Source organism: Variovorax paradoxus (assembly GCF_030815855.1).
Classification (GTDB): domain Bacteria; phylum Pseudomonadota; class Gammaproteobacteria; order Burkholderiales; family Burkholderiaceae_C; genus Variovorax; species Variovorax paradoxus_M.
In genome coordinates, this window is record NZ_JAUSXG010000001.1 from 2,531,199 (window position 1) to 2,543,251 (window position 12,053).

The following is a 12,053-nucleotide window of genomic DNA, read 5'->3' on the forward strand; positions in this document are numbered from 1 at the left end:
GAAACCCACATGCCTCTCGCCTTCACTCCCACCAGCGTGCCCGTGCGCGTGGACGAGGACAAGTGCATCGCCCACAAGGGCTGCACCGTCTGCGTGGACGTCTGCCCGCTCGACGTGCTTGCCATCGACCTCAGCAAGGGCAAGGCCTACATGAAGTTCGACGAGTGCTGGTACTGCATGCCTTGCGAGAAGGACTGCCCCACCGGCGCGGTCACCGTCGACATCCCCTACCTGCTGCGCTGAGCCCCAGCCCCTCGCATTTCAACCCGGAGCAACCACGATGAAGACCCAGAGAATCCTGTCCCTGTGGGGCGCGACCCTCGGCGTGATGCTGGCACTGTCGGCCGCGCAGGCCGAGACCATCCGCATCGCCATCGGCACGCAGGACACCACCATCAACTGCGCCACCGGCGGCCTCCTGATCCGCGAGCTGAAACTGCTCGACAAGTACCTGCCGCGCACCGGCAAGTACAAGGACGCGCAGTACCAGATCGAGTGGAAGAACTTCACCTCCGGCGCGCCGCTGACCAACGAAATGGTCGCGGGCAAGCTCGATCTCGGCTCGATGGCCGACTTTCCGGGCAGCTTCAACGGCGCGGCCTTCCAGAAGGCGGGGCGCAAGAGCATCTTCATCACCGTGCTCTCGGGCAGCACCACGGGCAGCGGCAATGGCATCGTCGTACCGAAGGATTCGAAGGTGCAGTCGCTCGCCGAGCTCAAGGGCAAGACCATCTCCGTGCCGTTCGCGTCCACTTCGCACGGCATGCTGTTGCGCGCCGTCCAGGCGCAGGGCTGGGACCCGCTGAAGGACGTGAACATCACGACCCAGGCGCCCGAGGTGGCGGGCCCCGCGCTGCAGGCCGGCAAGGTCGAGGCGCATGCGGACTTCGTGCCCTTCGCCGAGCTCTTTCCGTACCGCGGCTTCGCCCGCAAGATCTACGACGGCTCGCAGGCCAACGCGCCCACCTTCCACGGCAGCCTGGTCGACGAGGACTATGCGAAGAAGTACCCCGAGGTGGTCGCCGCCTACCTGCGCGCCGCACTGGAGGCCGACCGCCTCGTGGCGGCCGAGCCCGAGAAGTACAGCGAGCTGATCGCCAAGGTCACGGGCATCGAGGCGGAGGTCAACTACCTGTTCCACGGCCCGCTCGGCCTGCAGACGCGCGACCTGAGCTGGAAGCCCGAGTACCGCCAGGCCGTGAAGACATCGCTCGACACCCTGCGTCTCTTGAAGCGCACCGACAACGACATCGATGCCGATGCCTTCGTGCAGGACGGCTACATCCGCACCGCCTTCAAGGACGCGGGCCTCGACTATGAGAAGCAGCTGAAGAACTACGCCCGCTCGCCGCTGGTGGCGAAGGACGCCGCCACGGGCAAGCCGATCGCCGACGTGAGCCGCGTGGCCCAGATCTGGGTGGCCGGCGAACCGCTGGTGCGGCACTACGCTTCGCCCGAGAACGCCTTCGGCGATCTGCAGAAGCTCGAGAAGGCCGGCAAGAAGGCGCGCGTGGTCTATGCGCAGGACCGCAACAGCGGCAACAAGCTGCTGGCGGCCGATGCGTGGTTCGTGCTCGGCGCCAAGGGCGAGGTCGATGCCTTCCTGCTCAAGGACCAGGCCGAGGGCTGGGCCGCGAAGCACGGCGGCAAGGTGGCAGACTTTGCGGGCGTGCGTGCCGCGCTGGCCGGCTGACCCGCAACCCGCGCTCTCGATCTTTCATAGAACCTCACCATGGCCAGCCTCTTCAACGGCAACCTGCTCCGCGCCTCCTGGCGCATCGCCGCGCTGCTCGTCTGCGTGCTCGCATGGCACCTTGCGACGCGCGGGCGCATGAACCTGGGCTTCATCACTTTCCAGAACGTGCCGCCGCCGCGCGAGGTGGCCGAGTCGGCATGGTCGCTGGTGCAGTCGCCGCTGGTGCTGCAGCACCTGTCGGCGAGCCTGCGCCGGGTGTTCATCGGCTTCGGCCTCGCCGCGGTGGCGGGCGTGGCGCTGGGCCTTGCGATCGGCCGCGCCCGCTGGGCCGAAGACACGCTGCTGCCGCCGCTCGAAGTGCTGCGGCCGATTCCCGCGGTGGCATGGATTCCGCTGGCCATCCTCATGTTTCCATCGTCGGAAGCATCGATGGTGTTCATCACCTTCGTGGGCGCGCTGTTTCCCGTGCTGCTCAACACCGTGCACAGCGTGGAGGCGGTGGACCCGCGCCTCGTCGCCTCGGCGCGCAGCCTGGGCGCGGGCCGTCTCGCGGTGTTCCGCGAGGTGGTCTTGCCCGGTGCATTGCCGAGCGTCGTCACCGGCCTGGCCATCGGCATGGGCACGGCATGGTTCTGCCTGGTCACGGCCGAGATGATCTCGGGCCAGTTCGGCATCGGGTACTACACATGGATGTCGTACACGATCCAGAACTACGCCGACATCGTGGTCGGCATGCTCATCATCGGCGTGCTGGGCATGGGCAGCAGCGCACTGGTGCGGCGGCTCGGCCAGGCCTTGATGCCCTGGCGCAGGGTGCAGGAGAAACGCGCATGAAGGCCGCCACGCAAGCCGAAGTGCAGATCGGCCGCATCGCCATCGACGACCTGCGCGTACGCCTCGGCCAGGGCGCGCAGGCCTTCGACGCGGTGCAGGACATCACGCTGCATGTGGAGCCCGGCGAATTCGTCTGCCTGCTCGGGCCCTCGGGCTGCGGCAAGTCGACGCTGCTCGGCGCGCTCGCCGGCCACCTGTCGCCCGCGGGCGGCGCCATCCGCGTGGACGGCGAGCCGGTTCGCGGTCCGCATCCGGACCGCGGCCTGGTCTTTCAGCACCACACGCTCTTTCCCTGGAAGAAGGTGCTGGACAACGTCGCCTTCGGCCTCAAGATGCAGGGCATCGGCCGCCGCGAGCGCCACGCCCGGGCACACGAGATGCTGCGGCTCGTGGGCCTGGACGACTTCGCGGACTTCTACCCTTCGCAGCTCTCGGGCGGCATGCAGCAACGTGCCGAGATTGCGCGGGTGCTCATCAACAACCCGCGCGTGATGCTGATGGACGAGCCCTTCGGCGCGCTCGACGCACAGACCCGCATGATGATGCAGCGCCAGCTGCTCGACGCCTGGGCGCGCGTGCGCACCACCATCGTCTTCATCACGCACGACATCGACGAGGCGCTGTTCCTCGGCGACCGCGTGCTCGTGATGGGACCGAGGCCGGGCCGCATCGTCGCCGAGTTCGCACTCGACTTTCAGCGGCCGCGCGACGCGTCGCTTGTCACCTCCCCTGAATTCACCGCGCTCAAGCGGCACTGCCTGCAGCTGCTGCATCCGCACGCCGCCACCAGCGCACCGCTGGAACGCCTCACGCCGCTCGGCGCGCCCACCGCTGCGCAACTGCGCTTCGCCATCTAGAAAAAAAATGAACTCTTCCTCGATCCTCGACGATCCCGAACTGCAGGCCATTGCCGCGCGCCTTGCCTCGACCGACGCTGAAGTGCGCCGCATCGCCGTGATGGACCTCGGCGACCTGGCCGACGAAGCGAACACGCCGCTGCTGGTCGAGGCGCTGCGCGACGACATACCCGCCGTGCGCGCGGCCGCCGCCTTGGCGCTCGAAACCATGGAGAACCAGGCTGCCGTCGAAGGGCTGGCACAGGCACTGGACGATCCCGATGCGCAGGTGCGCGAGGCCGCCGCCCACAGCCTGGCCGAACTGAAGGAGCCTGCATCGGCCGCCTGGCTGCTGCCGCACGCGGGCGCCGGGCCGGCACGGGTGCGCGCCGCGGTGCTGCGCGCGCTGCGCGAACTGCGCGTGCCTGCCAGCGCCGGCCCCGCGCTGGCGGTGCTGCAGGAGCCGCGCGCCGCAGAGGACACCGCCGATGCCGTCGCGCTGCGCCGCGAAGCCATCGGCGTGCTCGGCTACCTGAAACACACGCCAGCGCTGCCTGCGCTGGCCGGCTTGGCGGTCTCCGACCCGGTGGACGACGTGCGCCGCGCGGCCGTGGGCGCGCTGGCCTTCTCGGCCCGCGACACCGGCGCCCGCGCTGCACTGGAAACCGCGCTGCGCGACGCGAGCTGGCAGGTCCGCGAAGAAGCGGCCACCGCGCTCGGCAAGCTGCAGCAGCCCGCGGCGGCCACGGCGCTGCTGGTGGCGCTGGACGACGCCTACTGGCAAGTGCGCCTTCGCGCGGCACGCAGCCTCGGCCGGCTGCGCAGCACCGAAAGCGTCACGCCCCTGCTCGCCGCGTTGGGCCACAGCATCAGCAATCTGCGCAAGGAGGCGGCATTGGCGTTGGGCGAAATCGGCGATGCCACCGCACTGCCCGCGCTCGAACTCGCCGCCGACGATCCCGACCCCGAAGTGCGCAAGTCGGCGCGGCTCGCCATCGTCCAGATAGGCACGGCGCATGGCGCCTGAATCCATCGTCGACCATCGCGCGCGCGCCGCGCTCGAGTTCTGCTGGGCCGACGGTGCGCGGCATCTTGCCGAGTACCGGTGGCTGCGGTCGAGCTGCCCCTGTGCCGACTGCAAGGCGCTGCGCGCGGCCCAGAGCGGCGACAGCGCCGGCGAGTTGCCGCCGGCCGCCGCCGTACACCTGACCGACATCCAGCCGGTGGGCGCCTACGGCGTGCAGTTCGTGTTCAGCGACGGCCACGACCGCGGGATTTTTCCCTGGACCTTCCTGAGGGAACTGCTGGACAGGCGTCGCGTCCAGCATCCCTGTGGGGCATCGCCGGAATTCGTTTCGGAAGAAGCGCCCATGGGCAGGTGCTCCGATGCAGAAAATCCAACCCGCGACGGCGCGCACTGACTACGATGTCTTCGTACCAACCTCAAGGAGCAGAGACATGTCGAACCACGTCTACAAGACGCTCGAGCTGACCGGCTCGTCGCCCATCGGCATCGAGGATGCCGTGCAGACGGCCATTGCCAAGGCGCACGAAACCGTCCGCAACATCCAGTGGTTCACCGTCACCGAGACGCGCGGCCATGTGGTGGAAGGCAAGATCGCGCACTGGCAGGTGACCGTGAAGATCGGGTTCACGCTGGAGTAAGGCCGGCAGCGCCCTAGTCTGCTACAACGTGCAGGCTGTGCTTCTGGCGGCGCGCGCGGGCGCATATTCTTGCCAGCTGCATGAGGAATTCGAGCACGGCCGGCTTGCTCGCGCAGTTCGGTGCGGCGGCCATGATCTCCTTGCGGAACTCTGCCAACTGCTGCCCTGAAATCACCATTTCGGCCGACGCGCCGTAGTAGTGCTTCCAGAACGTCTGCAGCGCTCCGTGGGCCAACTCGTCGATGACAAGCGAGTAGCCATCCTCCCAGACGGATTCGTCCATCGAAAGGCTGGGGAGGTCCGGGGTTTCGGGCCGGACTCCTTCGGGCACCTGGATGATTCGCCGCATTTTTCAGCCGCTAGCGGCAATTGCCCGGCGCGCCGGAAAATTCGGGAAACTCGGTGACGACCGTGCCATTGGCTGCGCTTTCGATGATGAGGCGTCCGCACTTTTCGCCCGCCGTGCCGACCACCTGGTTGAGATTCGAGTCGTAGCGAATCCGATTGTCGGGCTGCACGACGCGGGCCTGGTTCGGGGCATTCTGGACCATGCGGCAGAAAGTCTGGGCCGCGGCGGCATTGGTGCAGTACTGCGGCAGCAACTGGCTGGCGCCGGATGTTGCCGTGCAATGGCGATCGAAGATGTGCTGGAAGCCGGCCGGAGTGACGACGCATTGAGCGTCCACGCCCACCTGGGCTTCCCCCACCTTCGACCCGACGTTCTGGCAACCGCTCAAGACGGCCATCGAGAGCGCGCAAAGAATAGCAAGCTGGCTCGTGTTTTTCATGGTCTTTTTCCTCAGCGAAATTTGATGATGTAGTTGATGGAGAGGTTCTTCGGCCGCGTCTCCGAGGTGAGACGCGCGGGTTTGATGGGCGCGCTGGTCTCCAGGTCGCCCGAGGCCTGCCCGGCCGCATTGCCGCTTTGCGACACCGCCGCCAGCGTCACCGCCTTGTAGCTATGGGTGTGCGTCTGCATGGCGTCGCACTGGTAGGAGCCCACGCCATTGACGGCGCCGCTGCCGGTGGGCCCGACGCGCGATGCGGCATCCGGGTCCATGCCCGAGCCCGCATCGTTGCCGCGCAGGAAAAGGCCGCGGTAGTCGGGAATGCAGAAGTCGTCGCTGGCCCCGCCGTACAGGTAGCCCAGCGCCGCAAACAGCTCCGGGTACGCGCTGACCTTGAGCTTGCGTCCGTCGCACAGCATCCAGCCCTGCGCCTCGAGGTAGCTGATCGGAATGTCGTCGCGCCTGGGCGCCGTCACCGAGTTCTGGCTCGCGCAGGCGGTGTTCTTCCAGATGTTGTTGGCGTCGCCCGAAACGGGGTTCACCTGTCCGGCAAAACCGCTGACGCTGCCTATGACGCATGCATCGAACATGTTGGATTCCTTTTCGGTCGGGCCCGTTGCGGATGGCGGCGTCGGGTCATCGACGCCGCCGTGGCGCAACGGGCCACGGGCTGTCTGGCAGGCCGGCGATCAGCGGGAGAGCAGGCGCAGGCGCTGCTCGTTGGACTTGGCCGTCGACTGCGGCGCATCCCAACTGCCGTCGGCGTTCAGCGTCGTGGTGAGCGCGAAGATGCCGGTGGGATACGGCAGTTCGAGCGGATTGTTGATCGAGTTGACATCGATCACGTCGCCTTCCTGGTAGTCACCGTAGGCGATGAAGTACTTGGGGTGCGGCGAGAAGGTCAGGCTCTGGTTCGGACGCGCCTGCACCGCGTACACCGTGCTGCCCGACATGGTCACGCCGACCGAGGCGCTCGACTTGATCGGAATGCTCGGCGATTCGCTCAGGTAGAACCGCGACGAGTCGGGGCCCTTGGTCGGGTTGATGAACTGGTAGGCCCCGTTGTAGTCCAGCGTGATCATGTTGTTGCCGCCGGTGGGATCGTAGGTTTCGGCGGTCGAGTACTCGATGCCGGGCTTCAGATCGCCCGTATCGGCCCAGGAGAAACCGGTATCGACGCTCCACTGGAACTTGATGCGCGTGGTCGGACCCGGATTGGAAAATTTGGCGAACCATGCGAGTGCCATGGCGTTGGGTGCCCAGTTGGTCGGATCGCTTTGGAACACCATGAAATAGGCCGAATGGCTCGCATGGTTGTTGACGCTGACGGAATAGATATTGCCCATGACGCTCTCCAGATGAAGTGGTTGAATGAACAGTCCGGACCACTGCGGGACCGAACTGGAACCAACTCTAGGGAGCCGTTGCCTTCAACGGAATTACAGGCGATTACACCGAAGCGGAGCCTTCGATCTGGCCGCGGTTCAACGCCCAGCGCCGCCGTGGATGAGGAACGGGTAGCTGCCGAAACGCACGTCGCCGCGCCGGCGTTCGACCAGCGGCGCATCGGCCGAGTGCGTGGGCAGCGCATTCAATATCTGGTGCTTCGCGCGGAAGATCTGGATGTTCACGTAGGACGGTTCCACGCCGAGCATGCGCGACAGTTCGTCGAGCGCGATCCAGCCCTGGCTCTGCGGTGCGAGGCCCCTTTGCGCATCTTGCGAGCGCACTCTGGCGAGGGTTACGAGGGTGTAGTGGTGAATGCGCTCGCCAAGCGAAACCGACTTGCCCTCCGTCACAAGGCTGAGGCTCGTGTGCTCTTCGTTCTGGCTCACGTTGAAATGAAGGGCAATCTCCACGGGCGGCGGCGACAACGCTGCAATCTGGTTTTCCGCCGTCGATTCCAGGTCGTCGCACAGCACGAACTCCCACGTGTTGCCGGAGGTCCGCACCATGGCGCCATCGCTCAGGTGATCGACACCGTCGATGTGCTCGAGCACCCATTTGCCTTCGTGAAAATAGACGTTCACCTCGGGCTGCTGCGCGTCCGGCAGGAGGTTTTCGCGCAGGCTCAATGCCAGCGCCGGTCCGCGCCCCTCGCACGGGAAAAGACAGGTCACCGGAGGCGCCAGGTCCTCGGCGATCCAGGCCGACTCCTCGCCCAGGCCCAGGCGGACTTCCGCGCCCGGCGGCACGACGGTCCACCGGCCGCTCGGCAGGCGCTCGCCGTTCAGCGTGGTTCCATTGCGGCTTTGATCGACGATCTCCCAGGCCTGCCGGTTCCACCGGACCAGCGCGTGAATCTGCGACACGTCGGGCGCCTGCAGCACCGTCTGGCAGGCCGAGGGGCGCCGGCCGAAGGCATGCATGGGACGCAGCACGGTGCCGCGGTCGTCGACCTTGTTCCGGAAGATGGCCATCGGTTGCTTTTCCTTTGTCGTGTTCAGACATACAGCGCCTGGGGATTCAGGTCGCTTTCCTGCAAGGGGGCGTTGCGCCATCCCATGGCAACGGGCACGCGGTAGAGGCGCGGATTGCCCAGTTCGGGCCAGATGTGGCACAGCCCGGGCACGACCACCTTCACGGTGCGCAGCGAGATGTCCGGCCGTGTGTAGTCGAGAACCACCGTCTCCATGCCGAGGGACGCGGCGATGCGCACGCACCGGTCGATCTCTTCGGCAATGTCCGCACTGCCGGCCGTGGCCGCAAGAGCAGGCCGGCGCTTCGGTGCCGCATCGCCGTCTTCCGCCGGCATGAGGAAGCGCGGCATGCCTTCTGGGTCGCCCGCCGAAGGCGGAACGGAAAATTTCTTTCCGGCCGCGATCAACTGGCTCATTTCCGTGAGCGCGCGCTCGCAGGCCAGCACGGGGTTCGGACTGCAGCCGAATCCGATGGCCCAGTCGCCCGTCGCGCGATGCCGGCCGATGGCCGCCATGACCGGAATGCCGAAGTCGTGGGTGATGTCCAGCACCCAGCGCTGCCATGGCGAACCCAGGGCGCGCTCGATGCGCGAAAGGCTTTCTGCGGTCAGGCTGCCCAGGTCGATGGCGGGCCTACGGATTTCGCCGTACCACCAGATGGCCGCGGCATCGCGCTCCACCAGTTCGAGAAAGCCTTGAAGGATGGCCTCCTCCAGCGTGTTCCCGGCGGCGCAGCCGTTCGACGTCCACACCGAGTGCCGCTGGCTCTCCGCCGGGGCGTTGGCATAGCAGAAGGCCAACGGGAGGTAGCAACGCGTGTTGAACGTCAGCGACCAGGCCGGCGCCCACCAGGCCGGATCTTGCGCCGGCAGCGCGGGGGCCGCCACCGCATGCGGCGGGCTGTGCGTCGAGAAATACGCGCGCTGTGTTGCGCTGAAGAGCGCGAGTTCCTGCGGCGGCATGGAGCGCGCATCCAGCGCCGATGCCGCCGCGAACACCGCGGCCTCGTCGCCCTGGAAGAAGGCCGCGTATCGCTCGACCGCCTCGCACATGGCGCTGGCGCGTGACTGGTCCATGGACATGCCCTTGCCGAGGCACACCTGGACCAGGGCGCTCGCGGAAGGATCGCCGTGTACGGCCGGCGTTCGGAAGATGTCGCTGCGGTAGACCGTCAGCCCGTCTTCCGCTTCCATGCCCAACGGCGCGACCCGCGCGATGACGCCACACAGCGGATCGGCGTGCGGGGCCAGACGCTCGACCGTGGCCGACGCGGGCATCGTGCGCCAGCCGCCATCGGGCCGCGCGCCCGAGAGACAAGGCTCCGGCACCACCGGTCGACGCTGCAGATGCGCCATGAGCCCCGCATCTCCGCACTGCGGACATTGGGGCCGCAGCGCGACGGCGTGCGGTTGCGTGGTCTCGAGGGTCCACAGTTGCCGGCCGGCCCGAGCCACGATGTCCCGCGCCAGCGGAAGCAGGCGCACCAGCCGATCGCGTGCGAGCTTGGTGTCGGCCCATACCGGCAAGCCGGCAGTTCGGCCACCGTGCCTGTGCTGCCACCAGGCCCTTGCGGGCTGGTTGCGGATCAGGCGATGCGCCAGGCAGTGCCAGCATGCGGCCACTTCGTGTGGCGTGAACAATGGCCCCACCATGGCCTGCTCGCCCGTCGGCTTGACCGGCAGCCATGCACGCCCACCCGCCCGCTGCTGCGCGTCGATCAGGCCGAGCCTGGGATCGAGGTAGTCGTCGCAAAAGACGATGGTGCACCCCTCGCCTCCGCCCGCCGTCCGCGCCCAGCGCCACGCCGCTTCATGGTCCAACGCTTGCGACAGCACGATGGCGTCGACATGCGCATCCACAGGGGTGCGCTCGATCGGCAACGAGAAATCCGGAACGACATAGCGCGTGGCCTCGCCCATCCGCACAGGCGCTGCGAAGCCCTGTCGCACCAAGGCTTCGAGCGCATGCAGCATCTCCGCCAGCAGGGCCGGAACGCCTCCGCTCCCGCAGTGCGCTGCCAGGCTCACGCGCTCGCGCAGCACGCGTTCAACCGCCAATACGCCCGGCGATCCGAGCAGGAACAGGTCGCTCTCGCTCATCAGCAGCAGGCCGTTGGGCTGAACGAGCGGCGGCAGGTATTTGTCGTGCCACTGAAAGGCTTCGGTGAAGAAGTCCATCGATGGCGGGCTACGCGTCATGCGGCGAGCCCAGCGCGAAGCGGGCGACGGTGTAGGGCCAGCGGCCGGTCGTCGCCTGGAATGCGGCCTCGAAGAGCCGGTGCTGATCCGAGAACCGCGCATAGAGGTGGTCTTCGGAGAGCACGCGAATCGATGAATGGATGCCGGCGATGCAGGCCGAATCTTCGAAGCCCGAAGCCACCGGCAAATGCACGCCTCCCACCTGCACCGGCATGCCCGCGAGGATCGGGTGGACGTAGTCCAGCACGACGACACATGCGGCTCGGCCCCGTTCGAAACGTTGGGCCAGACAAAGCAGCATGGCTTCCAGGGGCGCCTGCGGCAGATAGGGACACACGCCCTCCAGCATCACGAGCACCGGCCGGTCACCGGGAAGGCCGGCCGCGTCCAGCCATGCGAGGTCGAGGATCGAGCACGCAAGATGGCGCTCGCCTTCGTCGCGCGTCACATGCTGCTCGCGCAGGCGGATGGCATCGGGCAGATCGATGTTGAGCCAATCGACACCGCGCAGACCCAGGCGGCTGCGGCGGGTGCACAGCCCGGCACCCAACGTGATGCCCATGCCGAGCGGATGCGCCGCGAAGAAATCGGCCGCGAAACGATCGATCAGCGCGGCTCGCAGGACCACACCGCGGACGAATGCCTCATCGCGCGCACAGGCCGACAGGTCGAATGGCAGCGCCGCCGCGATACGGCGCGCCTCGGGATCGGAGAACTCCGACGCCGCAACGACGCGGCCGGCCTCGGCGCGCGCGGCCAGCGTCAGCAGCAGCGTGGCCGTCGCGCCTTGCAGCGCGGCCGGCGACACCGCTTCGGTTGCAGGTTCAGCAGGTGAAGGGATAGGCGCTGCCCGTGTTGTTGTACGAGGTGAGCGCAATTGCCCGCATGCCCTCTTCCACCGGCGCGAGCGGATAGTTCAGCCGGATCGCGTTCTTGATCGTCGAACCGTTCGGGTTCTTCAGGTTCCACTCGCCGCGCGCCGCATCCCAGGTGAGCTGCGAGTTGGCTTCGAAGTGGATCTGGAAATTGAACGGGTTGTTGTAGCCCAGCCATTGGCTCAGCACTGCCGCCTTGTCGGTGCCGGGTGCGCGCGTCAGGTCGGCCAGGAACTCCGGCGATCGCCATGCCAGCGCAATGGCGCGCAACACCACGCCGCCGAATGCCAGCAGGGAATCCGGCCCCCCACCCGGAATTCCGAGGCCGGTCGGCAACGCACCTTGCGGCGGTCCGGCAGGCTTGTCCGGCTTGTCGAAGCCGGCAGAGGCGCCCATGAAATTCGGGAACAGCTGGTAGTACGCGGCCAGGGCTTCGGGCGCATGGGACGATGGCGCCTGCGGCAGCACGATGACGAAGACATCGTCCAGCCCGATCCAGCCGGCCGTCAGCATCGGCTTCCACTCGGTCTGCATCGCCGGGTCGCCGTCGAGGTGCAGGCTGATGTCGAGCAGCGGCCACAACGTGGGCAGGCCGAAGTCGCGGTGCAGCAACGGCTGGATGTCTTCCTGGTCGAGCAGTTCTCGCCGGTACGCATCGTCCTGCCACGATCGGGCAACGGCCCGGAGGTAGGCGAGGCGGAATTCGAGCAAGGGGTCGGCACTTTGGCGCTGGGTCATGAT

15 protein-coding genes are annotated in these 12,053 nt (G+C 67.2%); 7 read left to right on the plus strand and 8 right to left on the minus strand.

Translation table 11 applies throughout. From position 1 onward, the window contains the following. Positions 1–9: 9 nt before the first annotated feature. From QFZ42_RS11850 to QFZ42_RS11880, 7 genes are read left to right on the plus strand one after another with little or no spacing between them, the layout of a single operon-like run. On the plus strand, positions 10–243 hold the full coding sequence (locus tag QFZ42_RS11850) for a 4Fe-4S dicluster domain-containing protein (protein ID WP_307701137.1): 234 nt from the start codon (positions 10–12) through the stop codon (positions 241–243). 37 nt (positions 244–280) lie between these two features. Continuing rightward, on the plus strand, positions 281–1,693 hold the full coding sequence (locus tag QFZ42_RS11855) for an ABC transporter substrate-binding protein (protein ID WP_307701138.1): 1,413 nt from the start codon (positions 281–283) through the stop codon (positions 1,691–1,693). Between the two features lie 39 nt (positions 1,694–1,732). Continuing rightward, on the plus strand, positions 1,733–2,530 hold the full coding sequence (locus QFZ42_RS11860; RefSeq protein WP_307701139.1) for an ABC transporter permease: 798 nt from the start codon (positions 1,733–1,735) through the stop codon (positions 2,528–2,530). Continuing rightward, the gene (locus QFZ42_RS11865) at positions 2,527–3,387 is read left to right on the plus strand and encodes an ABC transporter ATP-binding protein (RefSeq protein WP_307701140.1); all 861 of its coding nucleotides are present in this window, start codon (positions 2,527–2,529) and stop codon (positions 3,385–3,387) included. The genes QFZ42_RS11860 and QFZ42_RS11865 overlap by 4 nt, the downstream gene beginning before the upstream one ends. 7 nt (positions 3,388–3,394) lie before the next feature. Next, positions 3,395–4,393, plus strand: coding sequence for a HEAT repeat domain-containing protein (locus tag QFZ42_RS11870; RefSeq protein ID WP_307701141.1), 999 nt, complete (start codon positions 3,395–3,397; stop codon positions 4,391–4,393). After that, positions 4,383–4,787, plus strand: a complete 405-nt coding sequence (locus QFZ42_RS11875; RefSeq protein ID WP_307701142.1) for a DUF971 domain-containing protein — start codon at positions 4,383–4,385, stop codon at positions 4,785–4,787. Before QFZ42_RS11870 ends, QFZ42_RS11875 begins: the two co-directional genes overlap by 11 nt. A 37-nt stretch (positions 4,788–4,824) precedes the next feature. Further along, on the plus strand, positions 4,825–5,031 hold the full coding sequence (locus QFZ42_RS11880) for a dodecin (RefSeq protein ID WP_307701143.1): 207 nt from the start codon (positions 4,825–4,827) through the stop codon (positions 5,029–5,031). Between the two features lie 13 nt (positions 5,032–5,044). Here the strand turns inward: QFZ42_RS11880 and QFZ42_RS11885 are convergent, their stop codons facing one another. The 8 genes from QFZ42_RS11885 to QFZ42_RS11920 form a co-directional block, all read right to left on the minus strand. Next, positions 5,045–5,380 carry a hypothetical protein gene (locus QFZ42_RS11885; protein ID WP_307701144.1) on the minus strand — a complete coding sequence of 112 codons (336 nt, stop codon included), beginning with the start codon at positions 5,378–5,380 and terminating at the stop codon, positions 5,045–5,047. A 10-nt stretch (positions 5,381–5,390) separates the two neighbouring features. After that, a complete protein-coding gene (locus tag QFZ42_RS11890; protein WP_307701145.1) occupies positions 5,391–5,819 on the minus strand; it encodes a hypothetical protein in 429 nt (142 codons plus the stop codon). An 11-nt stretch (positions 5,820–5,830) separates the two neighbouring features. After that, positions 5,831–6,409: a phage tail protein gene (locus QFZ42_RS11895; RefSeq protein ID WP_307701146.1), complete on the minus strand. Its 579-nt coding sequence runs from the start codon at positions 6,407–6,409 to the stop codon at positions 5,831–5,833. 99 nt (positions 6,410–6,508) lie between these two features. After that, a complete protein-coding gene (locus tag QFZ42_RS11900; protein WP_307701147.1) occupies positions 6,509–7,165 on the minus strand; it encodes a hypothetical protein in 657 nt (218 codons plus the stop codon). A 138-nt stretch (positions 7,166–7,303) separates the two neighbouring features. Then, the gene (locus QFZ42_RS11905; RefSeq protein ID WP_307701148.1) at positions 7,304–8,239 is read right to left on the minus strand and encodes an FHA domain-containing protein; all 936 of its coding nucleotides are present in this window, start codon (positions 8,237–8,239) and stop codon (positions 7,304–7,306) included. Between the two features lie 23 nt (positions 8,240–8,262). Then, positions 8,263–10,416 (minus strand): TOMM precursor leader peptide-binding protein, encoded by a 2,154-nt coding sequence (locus tag QFZ42_RS11910; protein WP_307701149.1) that lies wholly within the window; start codon positions 10,414–10,416, stop codon positions 8,263–8,265. Positions 10,417–10,426: 10 nt separating this feature from the next. Then, the gene (locus tag QFZ42_RS11915) at positions 10,427–11,245 is read right to left on the minus strand and encodes a class I SAM-dependent methyltransferase (RefSeq protein ID WP_307701150.1); all 819 of its coding nucleotides are present in this window, start codon (positions 11,243–11,245) and stop codon (positions 10,427–10,429) included. Positions 11,246–11,261: 16 nt separating this feature from the next. Next, on the minus strand, positions 11,262–12,050 hold the full coding sequence (locus QFZ42_RS11920) for a BMA_0021/BMA_0022 family TOMM bacteriocin (protein WP_307701151.1): 789 nt from the start codon (positions 12,048–12,050) through the stop codon (positions 11,262–11,264). Between the last annotated feature and the right edge of the window lie 3 nt (positions 12,051–12,053).